Raw genomic sequence first — 12643 nt, forward strand, 5'->3', positions numbered from 1 at the left:
AGCCGGAACCACCGAAGAATAACCACCAACCATCCGGGCCTAGGGGGTCAATTTTCAGATGCCGCCAGGGGGTCAGTTTTCACTTGCCGTTGACATCGGTGAGTACCCGGCCGCGCTGGTGCTGGGTGCGCAATACGGTGGTGATGTCGGTGAGCTTGCCTGCCTGTTCCAGCTTCGGGAAGACGTACTGTTCTTCCAGGTGCTCGTGGTAGTCCTCGATGAAGCTTCGGATAATCTCCGCGCCCGCGTTGAGCGCTTGGACGGGAGCTGGATCGCCGGCCTGCAGGCGATGGATTCCTTCTTGATAGATCAGCAGCACACGCTGGAGAACTCCGTGCTCGCGCATCAAGTCTTCGGGTGGGGTGACCGGGACTTCCTCGTCCGATGGCGCCCCGCCTGAACGTGGCGTGGGCTGCCGGCTCCCACATGCCGAGATGCCGATGGCGCTGACAGCCGATATCGCGATCCCGAGAAGGTGACGCCGCTCCACGGCCGGTAGCGGTTGCTCGGTCACTGTCACACCTTTCCTCGCTCTACTCACCCTGCCCGTTGGGGCCATGCTATCGTTTACCGATATCGAATGTCGATATAGCTCTGCCGGCCGGTCGGCGTGCTCCAAAATGGTGGCGCTCGGGCAAGCTGGGCGCTCGGGCCCATCCGCGGGGCGCGATGGAGGTGGAACATGAGTCAGTTCCTGCGCGGTGCGGTGCGGCTGCATATCTTGCACCACGCGGAGATGGGGCCGATCCACGGTGCCTGGATGGCCGAGGAGCTGGCCGGCCATGGCTACAAGATCTCTCCGGGAACGCTGTATCCGATGCTGCACAGAATGCAGGAAGACGGCCTGGTGATCTCCGGTCAACACGTGGTGGACGGGCGTGCTCGCCGAGTCTATGAGATCACCGACCTGGGGCGGGCGGCGCTCGCCGAAGAGCGGGCGGCGCTCGCCGAACTGGCCGCCGAGATTCTTGGGCATCAGGAGCCGAAATGACCAGCGGAGACCCGGCGCTGGCGCGCCGACTCGGCACCACCGACGCAGTGGTGATCGGCCTGGGGTCGATGATCGGCGCCGGGATTTTCGCCGTGTTGGGCCCTGCTGCGCATGCCGCAGGATCGGGGCTGTTGATCGGGTTGGCGGTGGCGGCGGTGGTGGCCTACTGCAATGCGACGTCGTCGGCGCGGCTGGCCGCCCGATATCCGTCCTCCGGCGGCACCTACGTGTATGGGCGGATGCAGTTGGGTGATTTTTGGGGCTACTTGGCGGGGTGGGGATTCGTGGTGGGCAAGACCGCCTCCTGTGCGGCCATGGCACTGACCGTCGGGGCGTACGTGTGGGCGCCGCAGTCCCATGCGATCGCCGCCGCGTCCGTGGTCGCATTGACCGCGGTCAACTACACCGGAGTGCAGAAGTCGGCGTGGCTGACCCGGGTGATCGTCGCGGTGGTGCTGGCCGTGCTGACAGCCGTGGTCGTCGCGGCGCTAGCTTCCCGCACCACCAACCTCGCCCAGCTCCACCTAGCGGGCGCCTCGGCTGGCGCGGTGCTGCAGGCTGCAGGGCTGTTGTTCTTCGCGTTCGCCGGGTATGCGCGGATCGCCACCCTCGGGGAGGAAGTGCGCGACCCCGCCCGAACCATTCCGCGCGCGATCCCGGTCGCTTTGGGTATCGCCTTGGCCGTCTACGCCGGCGTCGCGGTGACGGCGCTGGCCGTGTTGGGGCCAGATCGGCTCGCCGCCGCAGTTGCCCCCCTCTCGGAGGTCGCACGCACCGCAGGGGCGGGCTGGCTGGTGCCCGTCGTGCAAGCCGGCGCGGCGGTCGCCGCGCTTGGCTCGCTCCTGGCGCTCCTGCTCGGTGTCTCCCGCACCACCCTGGCGATGGCGCGCGACCACCACCTGCCAGCCGCGTTATCTGCCGTACATCCCCAATTCCACGTGCCGCATCGCGCCGAGCTTTTCATAGGTGCGGTGGTCACGGTCGTTGCGGCCTGCGCCGATGTTCGCAGCGCGATCGGGTTCTCCTCCTTTTCGGTGTTGCTCTACTACGCGATCGCCAACGCCTCGGCGTTGACGCTGCGCCCCGACGAGGGTCGCCCCCCGCGCGGAATCCCGTTAATCGGCCTCGTTGGATGCGTAGTCCTGGCGTTCGCACTACCGCTGTCCTCGGTGGTATCCGGGGCTGTGGTGCTCGGCGCAGGCGCCGCAGTCTACGGACTGAGCCGCACCTACCCCGCGACCCAACGGCGTGCGCAATCCGCGCGGCCACAAGGCGGCGACTAAGACGAGATCCCCGCTTCGGGCTTCTTCGCATCCATCGATGGAGTCGCCGAGATCACCTGCGGTGTACTCATTCTCGCCGGGCTGTTCACCCGGATAGCCGCCATACCGATGATCATCGACATGCTTGGCGCACTACTGATCACCAAGCTGCCCATACTGTGGGGGCACGCCACCCTTTTCCGCACCGAACACGGCTGGTGGGATTTCATCCACGAATCCCGTGTCGACCTGGCCCAACTATGCGGCAGCCTGTTCCTCCTCGTCGTCGGCGCGGGCGCAATCTCCCTCGACAGCCGCCTATGCCACGGCGTTTCTTCGGTCGGCCGCGCGGTGCGCCGCAACGGTCCCGGTCATCACAGACCTGCTGGACGGGCCGGATGACGAAACTGGGGTGTACTCGCGATTGTGCTTGTGCGGCTCAGCTTCTACGAATGGGCGTCACGCCAGGCTTGCCAGATGTCGGGGTGCAGACGGCCGCGGTCAGGCACGGGCAGGCCGGTTGAGCGTGCCCAAGCGCGCACCTCGGCGGTCGACGGTGATGAGCTCAACGGTGCGGTCGCGGTTTCGGTGGCCTCAACCGGGATCCCGACGCGATGAACGATGGCGTGCTCAGTCTCGGCCCAGGCGTGTGCCGCCGCGAGGTAGCGGTAGGTCCACTCCTCGGCGAGCTGGCGAGTCTCCGTGAACACGATGGGGACGCTGGGCCAGCGGATCTGTAACTCGGCGAGGCCATCGGCGACGACGGCAGGACGGATCCAGTTGAGTTTGAAAATTTGCGAGTATCGGTCTTCGACAACGACGGCTGCGCGTGGCAGGGCGGCGAGATCGCCGAGGGCATAGCGCAGCTTGCCGTTGATCAGGCTCGATACCAGATCGGCGACCGACTTCCGCTCCACGGTGGCGACCAGCAGGCCGTCGACAGTGATGCCGTAGTCGCCGCACGGCAGGGAGCGTTTCACGGTGGTGGCCTGCTGGGTGGCGAAGCGGTAAGCATACTGCTCGCGGGTGTCGACGAGGATCTGCAGCTCGGCGATGCCAGCCGCGCGGGCCGTCGGCGTGGTGACGTTGGGGCGCGCTTGCTTGCGGGTGCGCGGTGACTGCCAGAACACCGCGTCGCGGCCGCGTGCGGTGGTAAACACCAACTGGGAGCGGCTCTCCCGACCGCGGTCGAGGATCAGATCGATCGCCGCGCCGCGGCGGATGCAGGAGCGGATCGGCGCCCGTTCGACGATGTCCGGCTCGGCTGGCCACTCGTCGGCAGCTACGGGGTAGCAGTACAACGCCTTCGTGCGCGGCCAGGTACCCGAGGTGCGGAACACCATCCCACCGCCCAGCGGTAAGCGCAGGAGGTAGCTCAGCCTGGAGTCCGCGTCGGGGTTGACCGCGACAAGCATCTCCTGCATCACGTCACGCTTCCGTGACTTGCCGATGTCGGGGCCGGCGCTGTAGGACCGCAAACGCGCGCGGCCGCGGGTAGATCGTCGAGCTCAGCCACGCAGATAGTATGCCGGTCGCCCCCTACCACTGGGAACCGTTGCCGTCGCGCACAACGCCGCCGGCATGCTCATCTTGAACGCCGGTCAACACGCTGGGTCAACGGTTCCCGCTCAGCTTCCTCCGCAAGCCGATCCGCTATCGCTGCAGTCCGCGGGCGGACCTGAGTCACCGCCGGCGGTACCCCGATGCTCGATGCGCAATCCTGTGCACGATGACGATCTTGGCCGTGTCATCGATGCTGTAGATGATCCGGTAGTCGCCTCGTCGCACCGAGAAAAGGCCGGCGAGCTCGCCGACCAGGGCTTTGCCGCGCCGGTGCGGGTTTTCACGGATGGGGCCATGTAACGTGGCAAGAGCTGCGTCGCGGATCTTCGCCGGGAGACGGTTCAGGTGACGGAGTTCCTCAGCAGTGATGCGGAGCTCGTATGGGTCCGTCGGCACGGAACTCACGCAGACGGCAAGGGCCGCGATCTACCCTGAGCGGCCTCTTCTTGCGACCGCTTCAGCGAGTTGACAAGCTCGCGATCCCGCAGGATGTCGAGCGTCTCTTCGAGTGCGTCGAGGTCGTCGGGGCTCACCAGCACGAATGATGGCCGTCCGTTGCGCGTGACGAGGACACGCGCATGCTCAAGTTCGACGCGTTCGGCCAGCTCGGACAGGTGGGCTTTCGCTTCAGAGAAGGGCATAATTTCGGCCATAGGTCAATATTCTGACTTCTAGCCGCGTGTCGCGCAAGCGGGCGGGTTCCCGCTATATGCCCGCAAGGGGATCGCTCAGTCGCTCAGTGGCACAAGCTCGGGTCACTCCACGGTGCCACTGGGCACGACCCACTGGCAGATCTGGCCGGTCACCGACGCGATCAGATCAAAGTCGGCGTCGTAGTGGAGGACAGCGATGCCGAGTTCCTCGGCTGCCGCCGCGATCAAGAGGTCGGGGATCTTGCGGCCCCGCTGACTGCGCTGAGCGAGGAGGCGTTGCACCTGAAGCGCTCGACGTTGGTGCGCTGCGGTCGAATCGATGAGCTCGAACGCATCCAGCGCTCCCACGAGCTGATCCCATTCTTCGGCGTTTCGGGCTGAGTATCCGACTTCAAGGTCGCAGATGCTGGCCCGCGCCAGCTCACCCGCGATCGTCAACGGCTCAACCACCTCGCGCACCTCGGAGCGACCGAGCCGCTTCACCACGCTGGTGTCGAGCAGAAACCTCAGCGCCACGCTTCGGATCGATCGTCAAGGCAGGCATCAGACAAGATGTCCAAGGCCGCGGCCACTCGCCGCCCTCGTCGCGACGTCGCTCGGCGGAGCGCCTCGTTCACCGTGTCTTTGATCGTGGTCGTACCGAGCTCAGCGCGCGCCGCAGCGAGCGTGTCCTCGTCGAGATCGACCAAATGTTTCGCCACAAGACCCAGTATATACGAGAGCTAGACGCGTATATCCTAACGATCGCCCCCATCTGGAAGACCACGGCAGCGTCAGCCGGCGCCTATCGCGACCATGATGCGTTTGCGGATGCTCGCCAACTGCGCCGCAGTGATCCGCGCGTCGGTGGCGTTGATTCGCTGCGGCGACACGCTGGTGACGTGATGGGCCAATGCCCAACACGTCGCGTCGACTCCGTTTTCTACCGTCGGCTCGATGCGCTCGGCGAACGATCTGTGCGCCAGTCCCTCATCGCGGGTCAACGGAACTACCAGTACGTTGGGATATTCGTCCGGAAATAACTCGTAGTCCTCGACGACGACTGCGGGACGCAGCTTGCTGGGCTCATGCGGCAGTGCGCCACCCCTCCGATCAACGACTACGATGCTGCCGGCCGCGTACCGACTCACGGCAAGTCGGCCAGCGGGGTCCCGAGCTCATCGAGTTCGCTTCGTGCTTCGGGGTGCTTGGCCAGGTGAGCCATCACTCGATCTCCGTCTGCCCGAATCGTCTCTCGGCGCACCTGCCTTGCCGCGGCTTCGGCCAGCTCTCGAACGAATCCACTCAGCCCCTTGCCTTGCCACGGGCTGCAGCCTCCAGCACCGCCCGGTCGTCGGCATCCAGTCGGATCGTCAGTGTCTCCGCCATACACGGAATCGTAACACAGCAGTGTGCCACAACCCCCTCACCCGGATCCAGCAGTGAGACAGACATTCGTGCTCAGCTCGGTCGTTTTGCGCCCGCCAACCGCCGTGTTGCCTGGTCGATGACCGCGGCGGCTTCCTCGCAGTAGTGGATTCGTACTGCGTCGTTCAGGGCAAACCGGGCGATGTCCCTATCGCCCAATCACTCAGGAGTTCGGTGATCAGGGCGTGGACGCGGTCGGCGATGTCGTCGCGGATGCAGCGGACGACCTCGAGGGGTTGGCCGGCGGGGTCGGGCAGTTTCCAGTCTCGGTAGGTGACTCCAGGGAAGTAGGGGCAGGTGTCTCCGCAGCCCATGGTGATCACGACGTCGCTGGTCTGCACGGTCTCCGCGGTGAGCATCTTGGGGGTGTTGACGGTGATGTCGATGCCCAGTTCGGCCATGGCAGTGACAGCGGTCGGGTTGACCATGTCAGCGGGTTCGGTACCGGCGCAACGGATCTCGATGCGGTCACCGGCCAAGTGGGTTAACAGTGCAGCCGCCATTTGTGAGCGTCCGGCGTTATGAACGCAGACGAACAGCACGCTGGGTTTGTCGGCCATCAACGCGCAATGCTTGGTTGCGACGAGGATCGGAAGAGGCGGGTGCGCAGCGCCAACGACACGTAGACCAGTCCCACCAGGACGGGTACTTCGATAAGTGGTCCGACAACCCCTGCCAGGGCCTGCCCGGAGGTGGCGCCGTAGGTGGCGATCGCCACGGCGATGGCCAGTTCGAAGTTGTTGCTGGCGGCGGTGAACGCCAACGTGGTGGTGCGTGCGTAACCCAACTTCAGAACGGCACCCAGCAGGTAGCCGCTGGCCCACATGATGGCGAAGTAGGCCAGCAGCGGCACCGCAATGCGGGCGACATCGAAAGGCCGGGAGGTGATTTGGTGGCCTTGTAGGGCGAACAGGATAACGATGGTGAATAACAGCCCATACAGTGCCCACGGGCCGATTCGCGGCAGGAACTGCGACTCGTACCAGTGGCGGCCTTTGGCCCGTTCACCTAGGCGGCGGGACAAGTATCCGGCCAGCAGCGGGATGCCGAGGAAGATCAGCACGGATCTGGCGATCTGCCGCGGGGACACCTCGATCCCGGTTTGAGGCAGGCCCAGCCAGCCGGGCAGCACCGACAGATAGAACCAACCCAGCGCCGCGAACATGAGAACTTGAAAGATCGAGTTCAAGGCGACCAGCACGGCGGCGGCTTCGCGGTCCCCGCAGGCCAGGTCGTTCCAGATGATGACCATGGCGATGCAGCGGGCCAACCCGACGATAATCAGCCCGGTGCGGTATTCGGGCAGATCGGGCAGCAGCAGCCACGCCAGGGCGAACATCACCGCCGGCCCGACCAGCCAGTTCAACACCAGCGACGACACCAGCAATTTGCGGTCGGCGGTGACCTCGCCGAGCTGGTCGTATCGGACTTTGGCCAGCACCGGATACATCATCACCAGCAACCCCGCCGCGATCGGCAGCGAGACTCCGTCGACCTCAACGGCACTCAGGCCCGCCCCCAGGCCGGTCACCAGCCGCCCGAGTAGCAGGCCGGCGGCCATCGCTGCCGCTATCCACACCGGTAAGAATCGGTCCAGTGTGGACAGCTTGGCGGTCCTTGCGGGTGCAGCAGTCGATACGGCGGTGTCGCTCATAGGTTCTCTTCCGGTGCGCGAGCGGCGGGCCGCTTCGCTGGCAGGTGTCAACGTGACGTGGTTTCCGGCGTGGTGGTGCGATCGTGTTCTCTGGCTGCCTTATTCAGACGATGTGGTGGGTTTGGTGGCGCGGATGATCGCGCCGTGCATCCCTTCGGCCACTTCGTGGGTGAACGTGACTGTGGTGTCGGTGAATCCGGCCGCGGCCAGCCCGTCGAGGTATTCCTGGCGGGACAACGCTCCGGCGATGCAGCCGACGTAGGAGCCGCGTTCGGCGCGTTCGACCGCGGTGAGGTGGTCTTCGGCGACGACGTCGGAGATCCCGATCCGCCCGCCGGGCACCAGGACGCGGAACATCTCGGCGAGCACGGTCGGTTTGTCGGCGGACAGGTTGATCACGCAGTTCGAGATCACCACGTCGACGGCGGCGTCGAGCAGCGGGATGTCTTCGATGGTGCCCTTGCGGAATTCGACGTTGGTCACACCGGCTTTGGCTTTGTTCTCCTCGGCCAGGGCCAGCATTTCGTCGGTCATGTCGACGCCGTAGACGAAGCCCTGCGGGCCGACCCGGCGAGCCGATAACAACACGTCGATCCCGCCGCCGGAACCCAGGTCGAGCACTCGTTCGCCGGGATGCAGGTCGGCGACCGCGGTCGGGTTGCCGCAGCCCAGACTTGCCGCGAGTGCTTCGGCGGGGATCGCGGAGTGCTCGTCGGCACCGTAGAGGCCGGCGCCGAAGATGGTGCCAATAACGGCTGAATCGCTGGACCCGCAGCAGCTCGCAGCGGTCAGCACGTCACTGTTGGTGTCACCGCTACGCACTGCTTCGGCGGCGGCGCCGTAGCTTGCCCTAACCTGATCGCGCAGCTCGTGTTCAGCGGTCATGCGACCCACTCCTTCCATCGACAAGTATCTATGGGTGCAGTCTGCATGACGCATCGATAGCTGTCAATGCGTGTGCCATACTACGGTCATGCCCGCTGCGACCGCGTCTTCAACCCAACGCGATGACTCGCTGCTGGTGGTCGACTTCGCGTCGTGCTGCAGCCCCATCACTGACGGCGTGCTGGATGCGGCCGCCGCCGAGCGGCTGGCTGGCGTGCTCAAGGCGCTGGCCGAGCCGACCCGGCTACGGCTGGTGTCGTTGATCGCGGCTCATGAGGGCGCCGAGGCGTGTGTGTGCCACCTGACCGCGCCGGTCGGGCTGTCCCAGCCGACGGTGTCACACCACCTGAAAATCCTGGTCGAGGCCGGCCTGTTGGAACGGACACAGCGCGGCAAATGGGCCTATTACCGGTTGGTGCCGGCCACATTGGATGCCCTGGCCGGGTTATTCGCCCGTGCAGGTCGTCGCTGACACACGCTGTGTCGGCTGAGGGCGGTTAGTGCGCCCGAACGGGATCGGCTGATCGGACGTCGAGTCTACATCTCGTCTGCACTCGGATCATGGCTTCTGCGGACACCACAACCATCCGGGTTCGTCGACCGGACTCTGAACGCCTTCAATCGCTCGCTCGAGACCACCAGACCACGGTGATCGACGTGCTGCACTCCGCCATCGATGCCTTGGTCCGCCAAGATTTCCTGCGGGGGTTGAACCAGGATTACCGGCAGTTGCGCGACGATCCGCAAGCGTGGCAGCAGTACCTGGCCGAACGCCAGGAATGGGATGCCCTGGCTTGATCTGGCGCGGTGAGGTCTACAACATCGACCTCGGCCAGCCGATCGGACACGAGCCAGGCTTCGTCCGGCCCGCCGTTGTGGTCTCGGTCGACATCCTCAACAACGGAGCCAGCGGCCTCGTAGTTGTTGTACCCGTCACCTCCGCGGCCTATAGGCTGCGAAGCCACGTCGAAGTCGAGCCCGGAACCAGCGGGTTGGACCATACAACGTATGCACGCTGCGACCAGCTCCGGGTCATCGCCACCGAGCGCCTGGCATCTCGGCTCGGCCTCATCAGTCCTGACCAACTCCGATCCATCGACCAGGCATTACGGTTCGTACTCGACTTGTGACAACACGGGCGATGATCACGTCGTTAGCGTCCTCGTCATGACGAACGCACGACACGGCAATCACCTGACAGTCCTACTGTGAGTAGGATAGTTGGTATGGCGAAAGATAAGGTCTCGGTGACGATAGATCAGGCTGTGCTTGCCGCGGCCGATGCGGACGCGGACGCGGCGGGGTTGAATCGCTCAGAGATGATCGAGCGAGCCTTGCGCAACGAGCACCTGCGAATTTCGCTGGCGAACTACACCGCGCGCACCGTGCCAGCGCTCGATATTGATGCTTACGCGGAGAAGGTTTATCAGGCGAATCGAGCCGCTGACCTGTGATCGCCCCGGGTGACATCACGCCGCGCCGCGACAGCGACCATGAACTGTACGTCGTCGTACTTTCGAACGCGATTCACCTTGCAGCCGCGACCGGGCGGGTGATCACCTGCCCCTTCATACCCGGTGAAATCCCCAGCGAAACAATGGCTATGGTCGTCACGGTGCAGGACCCCGACGGTGCTGCGTTGCCAGAACTGGTCCAGTGGCTTCCAGTCGCGGCTCTTGGCGAACCTATCGGGAATATCGGCCACGCAGCCCTCAGCGATACGACAACGATCATCGCAGCGCTCGTTTCCTGACCGCCTGCGACGAGCGCGCCGCGAGTTTCAACCGATCGGCCTGGGACTCTCGGCGCGCTCGTTTCGCGGCGGCCTGGAGAGTTCGACGACGACCTCTGGCGTTCCCTTCGCCGGGTTCGGGCTGGCCGCGCTTCGGTCGAAACTTCTTGCGCTGCAACGACAGCCAAACAATTGTTCATGCGTTTTCGCATTAGCTCATGCGCATATGCTTGATAGGATGTCAGTATGCCCAAAACGGTTCAGATTCGCGGCATAGACGACGAGATATATGCGGCGTTGGTTCGTCGCGCGGCAGAGGAACGGATCACCGTGCCGGAGTTGCTGCGCCGTGAGGCGGCTCGGTTGGCGGCGCGTCCTTCGGTTGCGCAGTGGCTGACGCGGACCAGTTGTCGACCCTCCGAGGTGTCCACGGCTGAGGTGCTCGCGACGTTGGATGAGTGGCGGGGCGACTGGCCGAATGCTCGTCGTTGACGCGTCCTGCTTGTTCGAGGTTGTTGCGGACACGCCTCGGGCGGACGCGATCGCGGCGCGTCTGGCCGCAGACGTCGATCAGGCGGCGCCGCACGTGATCGACGTCGAGGTGATGGGGCTATCCGGGCCCAGTACCTGCGGGGGAGACTGACCACACGGCTGCGGGCCAGGCAGTCGCTGACCTGCGCGATTGGCCGGGTGAGCGTTTCGGGCACCAGTGGCTGCTGGAGCGTGCGTGGCAGCTCCGCGATTCGGTGCGGGGATGGGACGCTGTCTACGTGGCGCTGGCGGAGGCATTCGATGCGACTCTGCTGACTATGGATGAGCGGCTTGCGCGGGCGCATGGGCCGACCTGTCGGATTCGACGTCCTAGCAGGGGGGTGATCACCGCTGCCAAGGGCGGCATGCTGGAGGTGCGAGTTGCAACCCCCGGCCAAGTGCCGGCCCACCTCATTTGGTTATACCGGGTTATACTCTGATTATGAAGACAGCCATATCCGTTTCTGACGAGACGTTCGATCGCGTTTCCCGAACTGCGTCTGATCTCGGCATGAGCCGATCCGAGTTCTTCGCCCGAGCTGCGCAGCGCTACTTAGACGAGTTGGATGCCCAATCGCTCACCAGTCAGATCAACAGCGCCATAGCGCACCTTGATGGCACTGACGAGGCGGAGACCGCTGCGGTAGCCACCGGACACCATGTATTGGATGCAGTGGACGACGAGTGGTGATCAGCCGAGCTGAACTTTACTGGGCCGACCTGGAAGCACCCTCCGGCAGCCGACCAGCCAAGCGCCGTCCGGTACTGGTCATCCAGTCCGATCCATACAACGCCAGCCGCCTTGCGACCGTACTCACCGCGGTGATCACCTCCAACACGGCCTTGGCCGCAATGCCCGGCAATGTGTTCCTACCTGCCGTAGCGGCTGGGCTGCCACGCGATTCAGTCGTCAATGTCACTGCACTTGTCACGCTCAACAAGACAGACCTGTCGGATCGCATCGGCGAGGTATCACCGAACATCATGCGCGAAGTTGACCGGGGACTGCGGCGCGTGTTGGGTCTTTGATCTCCAGCACCCAGACGCTTTGCACTGCAATCGAACTCGCGATAGTCATCTACCGATAAGGGACATTATGTCAAGTGAAGTACTCGGTTTTCATCAGATGAATCACGAACACGCCGTGTGACTCTCGCCCACCGGATCTGTGTAACTCGGCCAAATAGCGAGGAACACAACAGGTTACCGTCGACTGTAGCGAGTATGCGTTGCCGCCTTCCCGGTCGCTCCACGCGACACGCGGCGAATGAACTTCGTTTTGCGATGGACCTACCTGCGTCGATGTGGTAATGATTCATTAGATGATTCAATGATGCATCAGATGAGACAGGCTGGGAGGCTGATTTGCCCGTCGACAAGAGCGGTCGCGTGTTCCTGGTTGGTTCCGTTCCTCTGTTGCATCCCGAGGCCCAAACCGTCGAGGAAATGCTCGATGGGTGGCGCAACCAGCAACTGTGCCGCAACCTCGCCCACGACACCATTGATAAGCGCATCGCCCTGGTTCGCCGCTTCATTGCCCACTCCAATGAGTTCCCCTGGTCCTGGACACCAGCGGTCGTTGAGGAGTTCTTCGCTGATCTGCGCGGCATCAAAGGCCGCGCACAGTCGACGTCCCGCGGCTATCAGAACGGCCTGCGGTTGTTCTGCTCGTACATCGCCGACCCGGACTACGGCTGGGATCGGGTCTGCGAGCAGCGTTTCGGCACCCACCCAGCACAAGTATTTTTCGCCTGGAACACCGCGACTCACGTCCAAGACAACGAGCAAGATCCGGAGAAGCGCTCCTTCACCAAACAGGAGTTGCAGCACTTCTTCGATCACGCCGACGATCAAGTGACCCTGATCGCCAACTCGCGGAAGAAAGGCTGGCTGCCGGCCTACCGCGACTCGGTGATGTTCAAGGTCGCCTACTCCTATGGGCTGCGCTTCAACGAACTGCGCCAC

18 protein-coding genes and 3 pseudogenes are annotated in these 12643 nt (G+C 64.2%); 12 read left to right on the forward strand and 9 right to left on the reverse strand.

Annotated features, from left to right (window positions below):
• Positions 1 to 94 precede the first annotated feature (94 nt).
• A pseudogene (locus AC2VOP_RS03590) lies at positions 95 to 559 on the reverse strand (hemerythrin domain-containing protein); the annotation flags it as partial.
• A 123-nt stretch (positions 560 to 682) separates the two neighbouring features.
• Here AC2VOP_RS03590 and AC2VOP_RS03595 point away from each other — a divergent pair.
• The 3 genes from AC2VOP_RS03595 to AC2VOP_RS03605 are packed head-to-tail and all read left to right on the forward strand — an operon-like array spanning position 683 to position 2655.
• Positions 683 to 991, forward strand: a complete 309-nt coding sequence (locus AC2VOP_RS03595; RefSeq protein ID WP_486959697.1) for an Rv3488 family transcriptional regulator — start codon at positions 683 to 685, stop codon at positions 989 to 991.
• Positions 988 to 2274 (forward strand): APC family permease, encoded by a 1287-nt coding sequence (locus AC2VOP_RS03600; protein ID WP_486959698.1) that lies wholly within the window; start codon positions 988 to 990, stop codon positions 2272 to 2274. The genes AC2VOP_RS03595 and AC2VOP_RS03600 overlap by 4 nt, the downstream gene beginning before the upstream one ends.
• A gap of 6 nt (positions 2275 to 2280) precedes the next feature.
• Positions 2281 to 2655, forward strand: coding sequence for a DoxX family protein (locus AC2VOP_RS03605; protein WP_486959714.1), 375 nt, complete (start codon positions 2281 to 2283; stop codon positions 2653 to 2655).
• Positions 2656 to 2699: 44 nt separating this feature from the next.
• Here AC2VOP_RS03605 and AC2VOP_RS03610 read toward each other — a convergent pair whose 3' ends face one another.
• From AC2VOP_RS03610 to arsM, 8 genes and pseudogenes are all read right to left on the reverse strand, one after another.
• Positions 2700 to 3677 carry an ERCC4 domain-containing protein gene (locus tag AC2VOP_RS03610; protein ID WP_486959699.1) on the reverse strand — a complete coding sequence of 326 codons (978 nt, stop codon included), beginning with the start codon at positions 3675 to 3677 and terminating at the stop codon, positions 2700 to 2702.
• A gap of 259 nt (positions 3678 to 3936) precedes the next feature.
• On the reverse strand, positions 3937 to 4212 hold the full coding sequence (locus AC2VOP_RS03615) for a type II toxin-antitoxin system RelE family toxin (RefSeq protein WP_486959700.1): 276 nt from the start codon (positions 4210 to 4212) through the stop codon (positions 3937 to 3939).
• 5 nt (positions 4213 to 4217) lie between these two features.
• Positions 4218 to 4469, reverse strand: a complete 252-nt coding sequence (locus AC2VOP_RS03620; protein WP_486959701.1) for a type II toxin-antitoxin system Phd/YefM family antitoxin — start codon at positions 4467 to 4469, stop codon at positions 4218 to 4220.
• A 102-nt stretch (positions 4470 to 4571) separates the two neighbouring features.
• The gene (locus tag AC2VOP_RS03625; RefSeq protein WP_486959702.1) at positions 4572 to 4985 is read right to left on the reverse strand and encodes a PIN domain-containing protein; all 414 of its coding nucleotides are present in this window, start codon (positions 4983 to 4985) and stop codon (positions 4572 to 4574) included.
• Positions 4976 to 5170 (reverse strand): hypothetical protein, encoded by a 195-nt coding sequence (locus tag AC2VOP_RS03630; protein ID WP_486959703.1) that lies wholly within the window; start codon positions 5168 to 5170, stop codon positions 4976 to 4978. The genes AC2VOP_RS03625 and AC2VOP_RS03630 overlap by 10 nt, the downstream gene beginning before the upstream one ends.
• 72 nt (positions 5171 to 5242) lie before the next feature.
• Complete coding sequence (locus AC2VOP_RS03635; RefSeq protein WP_486959704.1) at positions 5243 to 5599, reverse strand: type II toxin-antitoxin system PemK/MazF family toxin; 357 nt, start codon at positions 5597 to 5599, stop codon at positions 5243 to 5245.
• A 402-nt stretch (positions 5600 to 6001) separates the two neighbouring features.
• Positions 6002 to 7530 (reverse strand): annotated as a pseudogene (gene arsB / locus AC2VOP_RS03640) (ACR3 family arsenite efflux transporter).
• Positions 7531 to 7629: 99 nt separating this feature from the next.
• Positions 7630 to 8415, reverse strand: coding sequence for an arsenite methyltransferase (arsM, locus tag AC2VOP_RS03645; RefSeq protein ID WP_486959705.1), 786 nt, complete (start codon positions 8413 to 8415; stop codon positions 7630 to 7632).
• Between the two features lie 88 nt (positions 8416 to 8503).
• On the opposite strand from arsM, the gene AC2VOP_RS03650 reads away from it, so the two are divergent.
• The 9 genes and pseudogenes from AC2VOP_RS03650 to AC2VOP_RS03690 all read left to right on the forward strand — a co-directional run.
• On the forward strand, positions 8504 to 8887 hold the full coding sequence (locus tag AC2VOP_RS03650) for an ArsR/SmtB family transcription factor (protein ID WP_486959706.1): 384 nt from the start codon (positions 8504 to 8506) through the stop codon (positions 8885 to 8887).
• Between the two features lie 89 nt (positions 8888 to 8976).
• Positions 8977 to 9213: a hypothetical protein gene (locus AC2VOP_RS03655; protein WP_486959707.1), complete on the forward strand. Its 237-nt coding sequence runs from the start codon at positions 8977 to 8979 to the stop codon at positions 9211 to 9213.
• A complete protein-coding gene (locus AC2VOP_RS03660) occupies positions 9210 to 9545 on the forward strand; it encodes a type II toxin-antitoxin system PemK/MazF family toxin (RefSeq protein ID WP_486959708.1) in 336 nt (111 codons plus the stop codon). The genes AC2VOP_RS03655 and AC2VOP_RS03660 overlap by 4 nt, the downstream gene beginning before the upstream one ends.
• 96 nt (positions 9546 to 9641) lie before the next feature.
• A complete protein-coding gene (locus tag AC2VOP_RS03665) occupies positions 9642 to 9869 on the forward strand; it encodes a ribbon-helix-helix protein, CopG family (protein WP_486959709.1) in 228 nt (75 codons plus the stop codon).
• Positions 9866 to 10168, forward strand: coding sequence for a toxin (locus AC2VOP_RS03670; RefSeq protein WP_486959710.1), 303 nt, complete (start codon positions 9866 to 9868; stop codon positions 10166 to 10168). The genes AC2VOP_RS03665 and AC2VOP_RS03670 overlap by 4 nt, the downstream gene beginning before the upstream one ends.
• Positions 10169 to 10393: 225 nt before the next feature.
• Positions 10394 to 10639: a hypothetical protein gene (locus AC2VOP_RS03675; RefSeq protein ID WP_486959711.1), complete on the forward strand. Its 246-nt coding sequence runs from the start codon at positions 10394 to 10396 to the stop codon at positions 10637 to 10639.
• A 481-nt stretch (positions 10640 to 11120) separates the two neighbouring features.
• Positions 11121 to 11369: a ribbon-helix-helix protein, CopG family gene (locus tag AC2VOP_RS03680; protein WP_486959712.1), complete on the forward strand. Its 249-nt coding sequence runs from the start codon at positions 11121 to 11123 to the stop codon at positions 11367 to 11369.
• Positions 11363 to 11707 (forward strand): type II toxin-antitoxin system PemK/MazF family toxin, encoded by a 345-nt coding sequence (locus tag AC2VOP_RS03685; protein WP_486959713.1) that lies wholly within the window; start codon positions 11363 to 11365, stop codon positions 11705 to 11707. The genes AC2VOP_RS03680 and AC2VOP_RS03685 overlap by 7 nt, the downstream gene beginning before the upstream one ends.
• Positions 11708 to 12043: 336 nt before the next feature.
• A pseudogene (locus AC2VOP_RS03690) lies at positions 12044 to 12643 on the forward strand (site-specific integrase); the annotation flags it as partial.

Source organism: Mycobacterium sp. TH-M106 (assembly GCF_057473765.1).

Coding starts and splice junctions, on each gene's coding strand:
- AC2VOP_RS03595 (WP_486959697.1), top strand. CDS start 683: ATGAGTCAGTTCCTGCGCGGTGCGGTGCGGCTGCATATCTTGCACCAC.
- AC2VOP_RS03600 (WP_486959698.1), top strand. CDS start 988: ATGACCAGCGGAGACCCGGCGCTGGCGCGCCGACTCGGCACCACCGAC.
- AC2VOP_RS03610 (WP_486959699.1), bottom strand. CDS start 3,677: ATGCAGGAGATGCTTGTCGCGGTCAACCCCGACGCGGACTCCAGGCTG.
- AC2VOP_RS03620 (WP_486959701.1), bottom strand. CDS start 4,469: ATGGCCGAAATTATGCCCTTCTCTGAAGCGAAAGCCCACCTGTCCGAG.
- arsM (WP_486959705.1), bottom strand. CDS start 8,415: ATGACCGCTGAACACGAGCTGCGCGATCAGGTTAGGGCAAGCTACGGC.
- AC2VOP_RS03650 (WP_486959706.1), top strand. CDS start 8,504: ATGCCCGCTGCGACCGCGTCTTCAACCCAACGCGATGACTCGCTGCTG.
- AC2VOP_RS03655 (WP_486959707.1), top strand. CDS start 8,977: ATGGCTTCTGCGGACACCACAACCATCCGGGTTCGTCGACCGGACTCT.
- AC2VOP_RS03665 (WP_486959709.1), top strand. CDS start 9,642: ATGGCGAAAGATAAGGTCTCGGTGACGATAGATCAGGCTGTGCTTGCC.
- AC2VOP_RS03675 (WP_486959711.1), top strand. CDS start 10,394: ATGCCCAAAACGGTTCAGATTCGCGGCATAGACGACGAGATATATGCG.
- AC2VOP_RS03680 (WP_486959712.1), top strand. CDS start 11,121: ATGAAGACAGCCATATCCGTTTCTGACGAGACGTTCGATCGCGTTTCC.